A 15,764-nucleotide genomic window follows, 5' to 3' on the forward strand; every position below is an offset into this window, starting at 1 on the left:
GGCGCGATCGGCGGCCTGGTCAACCTGCGCTCCGCCAGCCCCTTCGACCAGCCCGGCCAGCACGGCCTGCTGCGCGTGGAGGGCGACCGCAACCTGATGTCCAGGCTCAACGGCGGCAAGCTCTCGGCCACCTACAGCAACACCTTCGGCAAGGAACTGGGCGTGCTGGTCGGCCTGGTCTACGCCGACCGCAAGGTCCGCACCGACACCGCCGGCAACGACGGCGGCTGGACCCGCAACCCGATCGCCGACCCGGCCGCCAACTGGACCGGCAATGCCTGGGGCGGCAACATCGACCCGAACGGCAACGGCGTGCTCGACCCCGACGAGGAAGGCCTGATCGGCCCCGGCCAGTTCCGCGTCGGCACCATCCAGGAGCAGAAGAAGCGCACCGCGCTGTCGGGCAAGGTCGAGTGGCGGCCCAGCGAGCAGTTGAAGGTCACCGTCGACGGCATCAGGACGCGGCTGGACTCGCCGCAGGTCGGCTACCAGCAGTCCTTCTACACGCTGTTCGCGCCGGGTCGCTGGTCCAACATGCAGATCCGCAATGGCGTCGTCACCGGCTTCACGATGGACAACCCGGACCCGGAGCAGCGGCTCAATCCGGAGCTGCTGAACCTGACCACCCATCGCGTCGTCGACAGCGCCTTGTACGGCGTCAACGCCGAGTGGAAGGCGACCGAGACGCTGAAGTTCAGCGGCGATCTGTACCAGTCGACCTCCAAGCGCCATTCGGGCGGGCAGGACACCTACACGGTGCTGCGCATGAACCAGCCCAATGTGACGACGGTGCAGCTGACCGGCTCGCAGGTGCCCAGCATCAGCACGACCTTCGCCGACGGCCGCGACCTGATCAACGGCCTGGCCGGCGGCCAGTTCGGCGCCAGCGACTTCAACACCCACTACCTGGGCCTGAGCGGCGACAACATCGACGACAAGATCCGCGGCCTGACGCTGAACGGCGCGTGGTCGGTGGACCGCTTCAACGTCGACCAGATCCAGTTCGGCGTGCAGAGCACCCGGCGCGACAAGCACCGCGACCTGGTCGACAACGCGATCAACGGCGGCGAGAACTACTACTCCGGCGCCAACGCGATCAACGTCGGCCAGCTCGGCGGCAACGTGCTGGACCAGCACCTGAGCCCGCCCAACTTCATGAACGGCGTCAGCGGCAGCTTCCCGCGCAGCTTCCTGGGCTTCGACGTGCCCAACTACCTCGCGGCGCTGCAGGCCTACAACGGCAAGCCGCGCCCGGACGGCGGCAGCTACGACTTCAGCCTGGCCGCGCCGGTGTGGAACCCGCTGCAGAGCTACCGCGTGCGCGAGAAGACCACTTCCTTCTTCATCGAGGCCGACCTCTCCGGCGAGCGCTGGAACGCGGACATCGGCGTGCGCCTGGTCAAGACCAAGACCTCGGCCAGGGCCTGGGACGCCAAGATCGAGAGCCTGACCGAGAACGGCCCCTTCAACTACACCGCGGTCTATGCCGCGCCGACACAGATCGGGCAGGACGCCTCGTACACCTTCGGCCTGCCGTCGGCCAACTTCGTCTGGCACTTCACCGACCAGCTGCAGCTGCGCCTGGGCGCGGCCAAGACGATGGCGCGGCCCTCGGTCGAGCAGCTCGCACCCACCAGCACCACGGCCAGCGTGGCCTGGGGCGACTTCACCCAGGTCTTCGGCGGCAACGCCGACCTCAAGCCCTACAGCGCCAAGCAGTACGACGCCTCGCTGGAGTGGTACTACGCCCGCAACTCGGCGCTGACCTTCGCGGTGTTCCAGAAGGACATCAAGAACCAGATCACCACCAGCTGGCAGACCGGCGTGGACATCGGCGTGCCGGGCCATCTCTTCAATGTGATGAAGCCGATCAACGGCGACAAGGCCAAGGTGCGCGGCATGGAGATCGGCTTCCAGCACCTGTGGGACAACGGCCTGGGCGTGCGGGCGCAGTACACGCGCAACCGCTCGGACAGCTGGGTCGGTGGCGAGAAGCGGCCGCTGGAGGGCATCGCGCCGGCGACCTCCTCGCTGAGCCTGCTGTACGAGAAGGGCCCGTGGAGCCTGAGCGCGACGCCGACCACACCGACGACTTCGTCTCGGCGATCAACGTGATCGGCCCCGGCTTCAACGAGCGCGCCAAGGCGATCACCTGGGTGACCGCGCAGGCGTCCTACGAGTTCAACAAGTGGCTGAAGCTCTCGATCGAGGGCCGCAACCTGAGCGACGCCAAGCAGGAGTACACGCTGGGCAACGGCTCCATCACGCTGCCTCAGGGCTACAACCGCTGGGGCCGGGCGTTCACGATCGGCGCGAGCATCAAGTTCTGACGCCGGCTTCCCGGAGAGGACGTTGGGGGTTCCACAACACCCGGGCCGGCACACGGCCCGACCCACAGGAGAACTCATGAAACGATCGCTGATCCGTTCGATGGCCACCGGCCTCGTCGCCGCCGCCGCCGCGCTCGCCGCCACCACCGGTGCCCAGGCGCAGTCGTGGTGGAAGCCCGGCGTCGCGACGACCTGGCAGTGGCAGCTGAGCGGCACGCTCAACACCGGCTACAACGTGGCCGTGTACGACATCGACCTGTTCGACACCTCCGCGCAGACGATCGCGCAGCTGAAGGCGCAGGGCCGCAAGGTGCTGTGCTACTTCTCGGCGGGCAGCTCGGAGAACTGGCGGCCCGACTTCAACCGCTTCAACGCCGCCGACATGGGCAACGCGCTGGACGGCTGGGAAGGCGAGAAGTGGCTGGACACGCGCTCGGCCAACGTGCGCGCGGTGATGCTGAGCCGGCTGGACCTGGCCGTGTCCAAGGGCTGCGATGGCGTCGAGCCGGACAACGTGGACGGCTACACCAACGGCACCGGCTTCCCGCTGACGGCGGCCACGCAGCTCGACTACAACAAGTACCTCGCCAACGCGGCGCATGGCCGCGGCCTGGCGATCGCGCTGAAGAACGATGTCGACCAGCTGGCGCAGCTCGAGCCCTACTTCGACATGGCGGTCAACGAGCAGTGCAACCAGTACGACGAGTGCGGCGGCTACACGGTCTTCACCAGCAAGAACAAGCCCGTGTTCAACGCCGAGTACGCGTCCAAGTACCGCAAGAACACGAACGGCGCGCGCGACAAGCTCTGCACCAAGATGCGGGCCGCGAAGATCCGCACGCTGGTGCTGCCGCTGGACCTCAACGACGCCTATCGCTACAGCTGCGATTGATCGCCTGAACCTGCATTTCCCACGATGACCGACACGACGAGAACTCCCTCCCGCGCCGCACTGCCGGCCTGGCTGGCCGCCAGCCTGATGGCGACCGCGATGGCCGCCTCGATGGGCGCCATCCCTGGTGCCCGGGCAGCGACCGCTGCGGGCGAGGACCGCTACACGATGGCGGACTTCGCCAAGGTGCCCAAGATCGACGCGCACGTCCACCTGCACAACGCCGATCCGGCGTTCGTCGATGCCGCACGGCGGCTCGGCTTCCGGGTGCTGACGATCAACGTCGACTATCCCGACTTCCCGCCGCTGGACGAGCAGCAGCGGGTGGCGGTCGCGCTGCGCCAGGCGCGGCCGGCGGCGGTGGCCTGGGCGGTGAGCTTCTCGTCGGACACGTCGACCGGCCGGGCTGGCTCGATGCGACGAAGCAGCGCATCGATGCCGGCCTGCGTGCCGGCGCGGTCGGGGTGAAGGTGTGGAAGAACATCGGCATGAGCCTGCGCGACCCGCAGGGCCAGCTGGTGATGATCGACGACGCCCGCTTCCAGCCGCTGTTCAGCTGGTTCGAGGCGCGCGGCATCCCCATGCTCGGCCACCAGGGCGAGCCCCACAACTGCTGGTTGCCGCTGGACCAGATGACGGTCCTCAACGACCGCGACTACTTCGCGCATCACCCGCAGTACCACATGGCGCTGCACCCGGAGATGCCCAGCTGGGAGGACCAGATGGCCGCGCGCGACCGCATGGTGGCGGCGCATCCGAAGCTGAAGTTCATCGGCATGCACATGGCCTCGCTGGAGCGGAGCGTCGACGAACTGGCGGCCTTTCTGGACCGCTTCCCGCTGGCGAAGGTGGACCTGGCCGCGCGCATCGGCCAGCTGCAGTACCAGAGCCAGCGCGACCGGGGGAAGGTGCGCCGCTTCATGATCCAGTACCAGGACCGCCTGATGTATGGCACCGATGTCTCGCAGCCGCCGCAACAATCAGGCGCCGAGCTGCTGAAGGAAGTCGAGCCGGTGTGGCGCATGCACTGGCGCTACTTCAACACGGAGGAGACGTTCAAGGTGTCGGATCTCGAGCAACCGGTGCAGGGCCTGGGCCTGCCCAAGGCCGTCGTGGACAAGCTGTACCACCTCAATGCGGCGCGCAGCTTCCCGACCGCGTGGACGGCCGCCCGATGACCGGCCGCCGCGCCTTCCTCCAGTGGCTGGGCGCGCGCCCGTGGCCACCGTCGCACCGCGTGTGGCGTTCGCCGCGACGGCGGGCGCCGCCGCGTCGGCCCGGGCGGCGGACCTCGGACGCGGACACGTGCGTCTGCAGGACGAGCGGCTGTCGCTGCACTTCGACGACCGGATGCGCAGCCGTCTCGTGCGCCTGGGCGGCCCGCGGCCGCTGGCGCTCACCGGCTTCGATGCGGGCGAGTCGATCGTGATCGTCGATGGCCAGGGGCTGGCAGGAGATCCGGCCACGCCAGGCGGAGCGGCGCCGGCGGGCGGTGCGGGCGCCGGTGTCGTGGAGACGAGGACGCTCGACCGCTTCGCCCTTGCGAGCGCCGTTCCGAGCAGCGGCGCGACGCCGTTCGGCGCGGGCCAGCGGCTCGTGCTGACTGGCCGTGCCGAGGGAGCGGCCGTCGAGAAGACAGTCACGGTGACGCTGCTTGACGAGCACCCCGGCGTCGCGCTGATGGCGGTCGCCTTCGTCAACCGCTCGGACCGGCCGCTGGCGGTGCAGGGCTGGACGGTGGCCGCGCACCGGCTGCTGGCCGCGCCGCGGCACGCGGGCGGGTGGTGGACCTATTCGGGCGCGACGCACACCGACCGGCGCGACTGGATGCAGCCGGTCAAGCGCGGCTTCCAGCAGCGCAACTTCCTCGGCATGGATTCGTCCGACTACGGCGGCGGCACGCCGCTGGTGGACGTGTGGCGGCGCGACCTGGGCGTGGCGATCGGCCATCTGGATACCCTGCCGCGCCTGGTCTCGCTGCCGGTGAAGGCGGTGGGCGAGCAGGTGGACATCGCGATGCGCGGCGACGAGCCTCGCACGCTGGCGCCTGGCGAGACGCTCGCGCTGCCGCTGGCTTTCATCGCCGTGCATGAGGGCGACTGCTTCGTCCCGCTGGACCGCTACCGGCGGCTGATGAACGCACAGGCACTGGCCGCCCCCGAGCCGCCGCGCAGCGCGCATGAATCGGTCTGGTGCGCGTGGGGGTACGAGCGCGACTTCTCGCTCGACCGCGTGCGCGCGACGCTGCCCAAGGCGCAGGAGCTCGGTTTGAAGTGGGCGGTGCTGGACGACGGCTGGCAGCGCCACACGGGGGACTGGTTCGACATCGACCTCAAGAAATTCCCGCGCGGCGAGGAGGACATGAAGGCGCTGGTGGCCGACATCCACGCGCGCGGCATGAAGGCGCGGCTGTGGATCGCGCCGCTGGCGGTGGCGCCGGGCAGCGACGAGCTGCACGAACACGCCGACCTGCTGTTGCTCGACCAGAACGGCGCGCCGCAGATGATCACGTGGTGGAACTGCCTCTACCTGTGCCCGGGCGCGAAGGAGACACGCGAGCGCACGGCGGCGATGTTCCGCAAGATCATCCAGGACTGGGGCTTCGACGGGGTGAAGGTCGACGGCCAGCACCTGAACGGCGTGGCGCCGTGCTTCAACCCGAAGCACCGGCATGCGAAGCCGGAGGATTCGGTCGAGCAGATGGCGGACTTCTACCGCGCGATGTTCGAGGCCGCGCATGCGGTGAATCCGGAAGCGGTGGTCGAGGTCTGCCCCTGCGGCACGAGCTACGCCTTCCACAACATGCCGTGGATCGACCAGGCGCCGGCGTCGGACCCGCTGTCGAGCTGGCAGGTGCGGCACAAGGGCAAGGCGCTGAAAGCGCAGATGGGACGCTGGTCGGCCTACGCGGGCGACCACGTCGAGCTGTCGACCGGTGGCATGGACTTCGCGTCGGCCGTTGGCGTCGGCGCAGTGGTGTCGACCAAGTTCACCTGGCCGGAGGATCCCAAGCCCAAGGACTCCTTCCTCCTAACGCCGGAGCGCGAATCGCATTGGCGCAAGTGGATCGCGGCGCACAACACGAAGGGCCTGTCGGACGGTGTGTATCGCGGCGAGCTCTACGACATCGCCTTCGACAAGCCGGAGACCCATGTCGTCGAGAAGAACGGGGTGATGCATTACGCGTTCTATGCGCCGCGCTTCGACGGCACGGTGACGCTGCGCGGCTTGGGCCCGGGCATGTGGCGCGTGCGTGATTACGTGAATGGCGTGGACCTCGGCCGCGTCGACGCCGCGAGGCCGACGCTGAAGGCGGCGTTTCGCGAGCACCTGCTGATCGAGGCGGTGCTGGAGGCGGCGGTCGAGCGCCCGCTGGCGCGCGCGGCGCGCCTGCCGTCGCGGCTGATCGGGCGGGACGGCTTCGCGCTGGCCTCGGCCTGGGAGGACGCGCCGGCGATGTTCTTCGCCCACGACTGGCGCGGCCGGCCGCTGACCGGGACGCAGTCGACGCGGGTGCAGCTGCTGCATGCGGACGGCGCGCTGCACCTGCGCTTCAGCAGTCGCTACAACGCGCTCAGCACCTTCGATCGCGAGCTGTCCTCGACGGAGATCTGGCCCCTGTGGCAGCGCGACGTGGTGGAGGTCTTCCTGCAGGCGCCGCAGGACGCCGGGTCGGACCGCTACCGCGAGGTGGAGGTGTCACCCAACGGCTTGGTGATGGACCTGGAGGTGCGCGGCGCCGGGCGCCGGCGCCTCGTCGGCGAGAGCCGGGCGCGCACGGCGGTCGATACGGTCCATCGCCTGTGGACGGCGGAACTGGTGGTGCCGATGCCGCGCGGTCCGCAGCCGCTCGACGGGTGGCGCATCAACCTGTTCCGCATCGAGGGGAACAAGGAGACGCGGCAGTTCAGCGCGTGGAATCCGACGGGCAGCGAAAAGCCCAACTTCCACGTGCCGGCGGCGTTTGGACAGCTGCGGCTCGAGGCATAGCGGGACGGCACCCCCGGCTCAGCGGGGGGGCGGCCTCAGGGCGCGGGGTCCCCGCCCGCCAGGCCGTCGCAGCTGGTTTCCTGGATCCCGCAGAGGCGGTCGACCCAGGCCCGGAAGCGGCCCGGCGGCAAGCCGGCGCGCGCCGCGGCGTCGATCTTCAGCGAGCTTCGATCCTTGGCGGCGAAGCGTTGGTCCGCGAACTCCACCTGGGCCCACTTGCCATTGCAGTCGGCGAGTCGTCCGGCCTCGATGACGACGTCGTTGTCGAAGGTCTCGTTGTCGCCGATGCGCAGGACGACGGGCGCCTTCGGGCTCGGCCGCGCGCGGCCGACGTCGGCCTGTGACTTCACGGTCAGCTTGCTGCCGCTGACCCAGCCTTCGCCCGAGAACATCGGACGCGCGGGGCGGTCGGTCAAGGCCTCGTTGTCGCGGGCGTTGCGGATCAGGAACCAGCCGTTGCGCGCGCCGACGACGTCGACCTCGACCCGCACGCCGTAGTTCATCGAGGGTTCGACAAAGGTGGGCGGCAGCTTGCCGAGGACCTTGGCGGTGGCATTCGGCGCGCTGCGGACGTTGAGTCCGGCGGGATCGGTCTCGGCAACGAAGGCGCCGAAGCTGCAGGTGCTGGCAGGCGGCTCGGCGGTCGTCGTCGCGGGCAGGGCTGGGTCGCCCGTGCCCGCGCAGCTCGCCAGCGTGGCGAAGCCGGCGGTCGCGAGCAGCAGCGCGGCGTTGCGCAGGCGGTGATCAGTAGCCATCGACGAGGACATAGTGGAACGACGACATCTGGCCCATCGACGCCAGGAAGCGCGGATAGACATCGTTGGGAATGGTCTGGCAGCCGGCGGACCAGGTGTTGCCCGACGCCTGCGTGCCGCCGCGGTGGATGTACATCGTCGTGCCGACGGTGGTCGGATCGATGCGGCTGGGGTCGAGGGCGTTGAAGCGCCCGTCGCCATCGGTGTCGCGCTCGGCGGTCTGCGTGCGCGTGGCCTGGAAGGCGCGGGCTTTCAGATGGCCCTTCGGCTTCTCGCCGAAGAAGTAGGTGCCAGCGCGCAACCGGCCGACTTCCTTGATGCCGTCGCCGTTCATGTCGAAGCCTTCGGCGTGTTTGTAGATCACGTCGTTGTATCGCGCGTCCACACGGCCGGTGCCCTTGGGCGCGGCGCGTTGCGAGTACTGGGCGCCGGGTTCCGTGCAGGCGGGGAAGACCCGCGCGGTGCGCAGGCCGTCGCCGCCATTGAGCACGACGATGTGGTCGTCGTAGACGCCGCGGCCGCGGTTGGCGAGGGTGGAGGTCTCGCGACGCAGGCCGAGAAGGATCATGCGTCCCTGCTTCAGCGCGTTGATCGCGCCCGGGGTGCCGCGTTGCAGGACGATGCCCGCGCAGTAGGCATAAGTCTGTCGGGTGGTGAGCAGGGGGAGTTGGGGGACGTAGGGGGCGCGCAGGCGGTCGCTCTCCCAGTCAGCCAGCAACGCGCTGCCGGGGGACGAGCCACCGAGGGCGGCCTTGGCCTGCCAGTTGAGCTGCGAGGCGGCCAGGCGGGCGCCGGTGGCGCGCTGCACCGGAGAGAGCGAGACGGTATCGGCACGCCATCGGCTGAGCGCTTCGTCGGGGGCGGCCGCGGCGCGCTCGGCGAATGCGCGCGCGACGGATTCGATGTCCGGATCGAAGGGATTGAGGCTCGTGGTCATGGATTTCCCGTTGGCTCGCGGAGACGGTATGGGCGAAGAAGTCATTCTGGGCATGAGAGCCCGTGGCGGAATGGCCGAAGGTCATCTGGCGCGGGAAAACCGGCGGCAAGGGCCGCCGCCCGGCCCGGCAGCCAGCGTGTGGCTCGCTGCAGCGGCCCTCGCAGGCGTCGACTCAAGCGCCCGCCGCCACCTTCTTGCCGGGCTCCCCCGCCTTCTTCATCGGCACCGGATCGGGCAGCTCCTTGGCCTGCAGCATGCGGGCCTGGACGACGAGCTGGTTGTGCGCGTCCAGGAAGGCGGCGGCGATGACCTTGCCCTCGTTGCTGTTGGCCCAGCCCGCGCCGGCCGCCCCGCCGAGCTTGCCCAGCACCAGGCCGCCCATGCCCAGGTCGGTGACGCGGACCGAGCCGGTCGCGGCCGCGACCTGCTCGGTGGTCTCGTTGTCGGTGAGCAGCAGCGCCACCTGCGCCTCCTTGAGCTTGATGTGCTCGGCCGCGCCGACGAACTTGTTGAGCACCGGGATCATCCCGAGGATGCCGCCCACCTGCCGGCCCGCATCCTGCTCGCTGAAGGTGAGGCTGGGGATCAGCGTGTACTGCGCCTCGTAGCCCTTGCCCTTGTGGACCGTGCTGCCCTGCTGGCGCAGGATGCCGCTGTCCTTGAGCTCCTGCTCCCGGATCGTGGCCTTCAGCCCGGAGTTGCGGTCGACGACGCGGAAGCAGCCGCTCTGCTGCGCCAGCAGCCGCACCAGCGGCAGCGGCGAATTCGGCAGCCCGTTGGGCGCGCTGATGGTGTAGCCGTTGGGGTTCTCCATCAGCGACAGCGTCGCCACCGGCGCTTCGCACTTCATCAGTTCGCGGTTGGCCTTGTTCGCGCCCGCCGGACCGGCCGAGCCGGTGATCTCCGAGCTGCCGTCCCCCAGCGTCGCGCCCTGCTTGCCGCAGGCGGCGAGCAGGGCCAGCGCCACGCCGGCGGCGACAAGGCCGCCCACCCGGGGCAGGGAAGGGCCGAAGGAAACGAGGGAGCGCGCGATTGCCATGCCGATCTCCTGAATGCAAGGGCTGCGATTGCCAGAAACGGGCGGGACCATAGCGCACTTGATGGGGGATGCGGCCCCCACCGATGGGTGGTCGCGTCGCTGAATGTCGTGTCCTGACGGCGTCTTTACGGCTGGTTACCGCGCCGCGGCGAGAATCCGCCCCTTCGGTCCGAGCGACCGCCCAAGAACCCGACCATGAACGACAAGTCCCCGAGCCGCGCCATCGCGTGGCTGGTGTGCGCCCTGGTGGCCGCGTCGCTGTACGGCAACTACTACGTCTACGACTCGATCGGCCCCGTCGCCGACGCGCTGCAAAGCCAGCGCGGCTTCAGCGACCAGCAGATCGGCCTGCTCAACGCGATCTACAGCCTCCCCAACGTCGTGCTGATCCTCGTCGGCGGTGTGCTGGTGGACCGCTTCGGCGCCGCGCGCATGACGCTGTGGACCGCCGCCGTCTGCCTGCTCGGCGCGCTGCTCACCGCGCTGAGCCCCGGCTTCGCCGGCATGGCCGCCGGCCGGCTGCTGTTCGGCATCGGCGCCGAGACCTTCGGCATCGCCACGCTGGCGGCGCTCGCGCAGTACTTCGTCGGTGGCAAGGTGGCGTTCTCGATGGGACTGGCCCTGTCCATCGGCCGGCTCGGCTCCTTCTCGTCCGACATGTCGCCGACCTGGTTCCCCCACGCCTACGCCCAGGGCTGGCAGCCGCCGCTGCTGATCGCGGCGGCGATGGCGGCCGCCTCCTTCGGCGGCGCGCTGCTGTACTGGTGGCTCGACCGACGCGTCGCCGCCGCCGACAAGGGCGCCGCGCAGCAGCAGGCCCAACCCTTCGCCTGGCGCGACCTGCTGCACTTCGGCAAGGCCTACTGGTTCCTGCTCGCGCTGTGCGTGCTCTGGTACTCGGTGATCCTGGCCTTCCGCAGCACCTTCGCGATCAAGTACTTCCAGCACGCGCATGGCCTGGATCTCGCGGCCGCCGGCGCGATGAACAGCTACGTGTTCCTCGCCGCCGTCTTCGCGACGCCGGCCTTCGGCTGGCTGTGCGACCGGGTCGGCCGCTACGCGCCTTTCCTGGCCTTCGGCGCGGCGCTGCTGCCGGTCGCGATGGCGCTGATGGCGCTGACCACCACCAGCCTGTGGGTCTCGACCGCGCTGATCGGCGTCAGCTTCTCGCTGGTGCCGGCGGTGATGTGGCCGCTGGCCAGCCGGCTGGTGTCGCCGTCGCGCTTCGGCACGGCGATCGGGTTGATGTGGGTGGCGCAGAACGCCGGCATCGCCGGGGCCAACCTGGTGGCCGGCTGGCTCAACGACCGCGCCGGCGCCAGCGCGCAGAACCCCGCCGGTTATGAATCGATGATGCTGTTCTTCGGCCTGGCCAGCGTCGGCGGCGCGGTCTTCGCGCTGGTCCTGTGGCTCACCGCCGGCCGTCGCTCGCAGGAACGGGTGGCGCCGGCCGGGTGAGCCGGCGCGAGCCGCGTGGAGCGCCGTCGCGGTCCGTGGAGCCGACGGGCCGACGAGCGCCGGCGCTGATCAGGGTTCGAGCACGTACAGCGACGCCATCGTCGCCAGCTGCTCCGGCGTCATCGCCGCGTAGTGCGGCTGCAGCGGCAGCGACTTCGCGAGCTGGCGCGTCGGCTCGTGGACCATGTGTTCCTCGACCGTGACCCGATAACCGGCCTCGGCGAAGAGCGCCGGGTACTCGTGGTAGCGCAGGCGGTTCTCGCCTTCGCGCGTCAGGCGGTTGACCCACGCATGCTTGCGCTCGGGCCAGGTGAGGAAATTGATCTTGGTGATCGACTTGTCCGAGTGCTCCAGATGGTCGGAGTGGTCCACCAGGTGCACCATCCGGCCGCGGGCCGAGAGCTTGGGCCGCAGCGCCTTGAAGAGCTGGACCAGGTCGCCCGGCGGGATGTGCTCGAGCACCGTGCGCGAGGTCACGAGGTCGATCGAGCCGTCGGCGAGCTCGTTCACGTCGAACGGGGCGAGGTAGGTCAGCGGCAGGTCGGCGCGCGTCCGGATCGCGCGCAACCGCGCCTCGTCGGGACAGGCCTGGCGCAGGAACGCCAGCGTCGCGGCGAAGCTGACCTCGTCCAGATGGACGTTGAGGTCGGACATGTAGACGCGCTGGGCGCCCTGCAGGCATTGCAGGACGGGGATGGTGGGGAACCAGCCGGTGCCGATCTCCAGCACGGTGGCGCCTTCGATCGCGCCGCCGGAACGCTCCAGGCCCCGACGCATCTGCGTCCAGGCCTCGATGGTGCTGCGCAGGTTGTCCTCGTCGGGCTGGTAGCCGAACAGCTGGCGCTTCGCGCGTCGAAGGCCCTGCCCGAACGGCAATCGCGCCAGGACCGCTTGCCGACCTACCTTGAATCGCCAGTCCATCCGCTGCCCCTGTGCCGGTTGCGCCGGTTGCGCCGATGGAGGCGGATTCTGGCCTGTCCGCCTGCGCGACTGACGGGGAGAGACCCCAGGGCCGGGTGGGCCTCCGCGCCGCAGGCCGGCGCGGCGTCAGCGGCTCACGATTTCGTGATCTTCACGTAGCGCAGATTCCACCCTGGCCCATTGGCCTTCACCGCGATCTGCTGCTGCCCGGCGGGCAAGGTTACGCGGTGCGAGACCGTCGTCCAGTTCTGCCAGCCGCCGGTCGAGGGCACGCCCACCGCGCCGTACACCGGCGCGCCGCCGGCCATCTCCAGCTGCAGACTGCCGCCGCCGTTCAGGCTGGCGACGCGGTACTCGACGGTGTAGGTGCCGCCCTGCGGCAGGTTGAGGTTCCACACCGCCCAGTCGCCGGCTTCGATCCAGCCCAGGTTCTGGCCGCCCTCGCTCGAGGCCTCCAGCTGCATGCCCGACTGCAGCGCGAAGTCCGAGGCCTGCAGCGTCGTCGTGAAGGCCGGCGTGCCGCCGTCCTTGCGGTAGACGCGCACGTAGTCGACGTACATCCGCGCGGGCAGCCGGCTCTCGTCGATGTTCCATTGCGGCCAGTTGCCGCCGACCGCCAGGTTCAGCAGCAGGAAGAAGTCGCGATGGAATTCCTCGGTGCTGTTGACGCTGTTGGTGATGTCGACGACGTGGTACTCGCGCCCATCGACGAACCAGCGGATGAAGCGCTCGTCCCACTCCACCGCGTACACGTGATAGTCCGCGACGTTGGTGGCGGTGTGCCCGCCGTAGGACGCATGGCCGCCGTCCGGCCCCTGCCAGTGGATGGTGCCGTGGATGTCGGGATCGGCGTTGACGTGTTCCATGATGTCGATCTCGCCGGAGGCCGGCCAGCCCACCGAGGTGATGTTGCTGCCCAGCATCCAGAAGGCCGGCCACATGCCCGAGCTCGACGGCGCCTTGATGCGCGCTTCGACGCGCCCGTACTTGAAGGTGGCCAGGCCCTGCGTCGTCATGCGCGCGGAGGTGTAGCGCATGCCGCCGAAGTCCTCGCGCCGGGCGGTGATGACGAGCTGGCCGTTCTCGACGCTCGCGTTCTCGCGGCGGTAGTACTGGAGCTCGTTGTTGCCCCAGCCGCCCGAGCCGGTGCCGGTCTCGAAGCGCCAGTGGGGGCCGATGCCGTTCGTGAACTCGTCCTGCCAGACGAGTTGCCAGTTCTGGGCCTGCGCCGCCAGGCCGTCAAAGCAAGCGCGGCCGCGGCCAGCGATCGAATCCAGCGTGTCATGGGGATCTCCTCGGAACCAGTGGAGGAGACGCGCGCGAGGTCACGGCGTCTCCGGGTCCCGGTCCGGCGGACCGGGCGTCGACGCCCGAATGCAGCGGTAAGCCTGAAGGGCCGCTGGCGCGTGATGGCGCGCCGCGGCCTCTGGGTCCCAACTATCTGAAAGCGCTTTCATAATGTCTCGCGGGAAAACCCGCAGGCGCTGCGCGCGTTGGTGACAAGCGGTTGCCGCGACAACCCGCCCGCGGCCTGGACGATCAGCGCCGGACCTTGCCGTCCTCGGTCAGGATGGTCATGTCTACGTAGCGCGAGCCGGCGTGGCGCTGGCTGGAGAAGTTGATGTAGAAGCCGCCCAGGTTGAGCTCGTTCTGGGCTTCCAGGCCGCTGATGACGCTGTCGGGCGTCGGGTTGTTACCGGCGCGGCGCAGGCCTTCCACCATGGTCTTGGCGGCGATGAAGCCTTCCATGCCGGTGTAGCCCAGTTCCTTGTTGGCGGCCTTGCAGCGCTGGATGTATTCGCCGGCCACCGGCGTGAGGCCGGAGAACGGGAAGGGCACGACCTGCGACACCACCACCCCGCGCGCGTCCTTGCCCAGCTCGGCCGCCAGCGCCTGCGCGCCGACGAAGGAGAGGTTGTAGAAGTTGCCCAGGAAACCGGCTTTGCGCGAGGCGCGGATGAAGGCGGCGCAGGACTTGTAGGCGGCAATCTGGACCACGCACTCCGGCTGGCCGGCCATGATCGAGCCCAGCGCGCCGCTGACGTCCACCGAGTTGCGTTCCACCGTGCCCTGCGACACCGGCGCCAGGTTGTGCTGCTTGAGCGCCGCCGTGACGCCGGCCAGGCCCGACTGGCCGTAGCTGTCGTTCTGCAGGAACACCGCGACGCGCTTGATGCCCACCGCCATCAGCTGCTTGACGATCTCGGCCGCCTCGTCGTTGTAGGACGCACGGATGTGGAAGAGGTGACGGTTGAAGGGCGTGCGCAGCGCCTCGGCGCCGGTGAAGGGCGCCACCAGCGGCACCTTGGCGGCCGTCAGCAGCGGCACCGCGGCCAGCGTGGTGGGCGTGCCGACGTAGCCGAACAGCGCCGTGACGCCGTCCTCGATCAGACGCCGGGTGTTGGCCGCGCAGCGCTCGGGCTCGTAGCCGTCGTCCAGGCTGCGCAACTCGATGCGCCGGCCGTTCACCCCGCCCCGCTGGTTGACCTGGTCGAACACCAGCATCGCGCCTTCCTTGAACTGCTCGCCCAGTTCGCGGGCCGGGCCGCTGAAGGGCGCCGACTGGCCCAGCAGGATGCGGGTGCTGTCAGCGAAGGCCGGCAGGCTGCCGGCGCCTGCGAGCGCGGCGAAGTTCTGGAGCAGGTGACGGCGGTTCATGGGCGTGGCACTTCCTGGCACTTCTGAAAAGGGCAGGATCTTCCGTGATGCCGCCGACAGAAGATGTGCGTACTTGTCACAACTCCGGATTTTCCAGATTGACCGTGGACAAATTCACGACGGTTTCAATCCGCGGCGGGTTCCGCGGGCGACACCGGCCGCACCAGGCCCCCGGCGAGCAAGGCCTCGACCTGCGCCGGCGGGACCGGCTTGCAGAAGCCGAAGCCCTGCATCAGGTCGCAGCCCATGGCGATCAGCGCCGCCTCGTCGGCGTCGAGCTCGACCCCTTCCGCGACCACCGACATGCGCATCGCATGGGCCACCCGCACCATCGACTCCACCAGCATGCGCGAGTCGTCGTTGGCCGCCAGCCCGTGCACGAAAAGCCGGTCGATCTTGATCTTGCGGCAGCGCAGCCGGCGCAGGTAGGCCAGCGAGCTGTAGCCGGTGCCGAAGTCGTCGATCGCCAGGCCGTAGCCCAGTCCCTGCAGGGTGAAGACGAAGGAATCGGGCTTGTCGATGTCCTCGAAGCTCAGGCTCTCGGTGAGCTCGAACTCCACCTCGCCCGGGCCGAGCTGCAGCGCCTTGAGCTGCTGCAGGAAGCGCTCGCGGTGCTGCGGCTTGCGGCACTGCTCCCAGGACAGGTTGATGGCCACCGGCGGGCAGCCCAGGCCCTTGGCCTTCCAGCCGTCGAGGTCGCGGCGCAGCTGGCCGAGCATCGCCAGGCCCAGCTCCACGATCAGGCCGGAGGATTCCGCCACCGGGATGAAGTCCGCCGGCGAGA

The 15,764-nt window shown here is 69.5% G+C and carries 14 protein-coding genes; 7 read left to right on the forward strand and 7 right to left on the reverse strand.

Annotated features, from left to right (window positions below):
- The 6 genes from FUT87_RS07920 to FUT87_RS07935 all read left to right on the forward strand — a co-directional run.
- On the forward strand, nucleotides 1-2,115 hold a 2,115-nt coding region (locus tag FUT87_RS07920; RefSeq protein WP_222617075.1), incomplete at its 5' end, for a TonB-dependent receptor.
- Nucleotides 2,058-2,330, forward strand: coding sequence for a TonB-dependent receptor (locus FUT87_RS29880; protein ID WP_222617076.1), 273 nt, complete (start codon nucleotides 2,058-2,060; stop codon nucleotides 2,328-2,330). The genes FUT87_RS07920 and FUT87_RS29880, both read left to right, overlap by 58 nt.
- A 76-nt stretch (nucleotides 2,331-2,406) precedes the next feature.
- Complete coding sequence (locus FUT87_RS07925; RefSeq protein ID WP_147240678.1) at nucleotides 2,407-3,222, forward strand: endo alpha-1,4 polygalactosaminidase; 816 nt, start codon at nucleotides 2,407-2,409, stop codon at nucleotides 3,220-3,222.
- A 24-nt stretch (nucleotides 3,223-3,246) separates the two neighbouring features.
- Nucleotides 3,247-3,690, forward strand: coding sequence for a hypothetical protein (locus FUT87_RS30465; RefSeq protein WP_255511724.1), 444 nt, complete (start codon nucleotides 3,247-3,249; stop codon nucleotides 3,688-3,690).
- Nucleotides 3,687-4,400 carry an amidohydrolase family protein gene (locus tag FUT87_RS30470; RefSeq protein ID WP_404935373.1) on the forward strand — a complete coding sequence of 238 codons (714 nt, stop codon included), beginning with the start codon at nucleotides 3,687-3,689 and terminating at the stop codon, nucleotides 4,398-4,400. Before FUT87_RS30465 ends, FUT87_RS30470 begins: the two co-directional genes overlap by 4 nt.
- A gap of 40 nt (nucleotides 4,401-4,440) precedes the next feature.
- Nucleotides 4,441-7,212, forward strand: a complete 2,772-nt coding sequence (locus tag FUT87_RS07935; RefSeq protein ID WP_255511725.1) for an alpha-galactosidase — start codon at nucleotides 4,441-4,443, stop codon at nucleotides 7,210-7,212.
- Between the two features lie 35 nt (nucleotides 7,213-7,247).
- On the opposite strand, the gene FUT87_RS07940 is transcribed toward FUT87_RS07935, so the two are convergent.
- From FUT87_RS07940 to FUT87_RS07950, 3 genes are all read right to left on the reverse strand, one after another.
- Entirely contained in the window at nucleotides 7,248-7,967 is a 720-nt protein-coding gene (locus FUT87_RS07940; RefSeq protein WP_147240679.1) for an SH3 domain-containing protein, read from the reverse strand.
- Entirely contained in the window at nucleotides 7,957-8,904 is a 948-nt protein-coding gene (locus FUT87_RS07945; protein ID WP_147240680.1) for a hypothetical protein, read from the reverse strand. The genes FUT87_RS07940 and FUT87_RS07945 overlap by 11 nt, the downstream gene beginning before the upstream one ends.
- Nucleotides 8,905-9,076: 172 nt before the next feature.
- Nucleotides 9,077-9,943, reverse strand: a complete 867-nt coding sequence (locus FUT87_RS07950) for a CsgG/HfaB family protein (protein ID WP_147240681.1) — start codon at nucleotides 9,941-9,943, stop codon at nucleotides 9,077-9,079.
- A gap of 195 nt (nucleotides 9,944-10,138) precedes the next feature.
- Between FUT87_RS07950 and FUT87_RS07955 the strand changes: the two genes are divergently transcribed.
- A complete protein-coding gene (locus tag FUT87_RS07955) occupies nucleotides 10,139-11,401 on the forward strand; it encodes an MFS transporter (protein ID WP_147240682.1) in 1,263 nt (420 codons plus the stop codon).
- A 69-nt stretch (nucleotides 11,402-11,470) separates the two neighbouring features.
- On the opposite strand, the gene FUT87_RS07960 is transcribed toward FUT87_RS07955, so the two are convergent.
- From FUT87_RS07960 to FUT87_RS07975, 4 genes are all read right to left on the reverse strand, one after another.
- Nucleotides 11,471-12,322 (reverse strand): class I SAM-dependent methyltransferase, encoded by an 852-nt coding sequence (locus tag FUT87_RS07960; RefSeq protein ID WP_147240683.1) that lies wholly within the window; start codon nucleotides 12,320-12,322, stop codon nucleotides 11,471-11,473.
- A 134-nt stretch (nucleotides 12,323-12,456) separates the two neighbouring features.
- Nucleotides 12,457-13,599, reverse strand: a complete 1,143-nt coding sequence (locus FUT87_RS07965) for a carbohydrate-binding protein (RefSeq protein WP_147240684.1) — start codon at nucleotides 13,597-13,599, stop codon at nucleotides 12,457-12,459.
- A 262-nt stretch (nucleotides 13,600-13,861) separates the two neighbouring features.
- Entirely contained in the window at nucleotides 13,862-14,980 is a 1,119-nt protein-coding gene (locus FUT87_RS07970) for an ABC transporter substrate-binding protein (RefSeq protein WP_091726485.1), read from the reverse strand.
- A gap of 125 nt (nucleotides 14,981-15,105) precedes the next feature.
- Nucleotides 15,106-15,764, reverse strand: a 659-nt coding sequence (locus FUT87_RS07975) for an EAL domain-containing protein (protein ID WP_147240685.1), incomplete at its 5' end; no start/stop codon positions are given.

The organism is Mitsuaria sp. TWR114 (assembly GCF_007997345.1).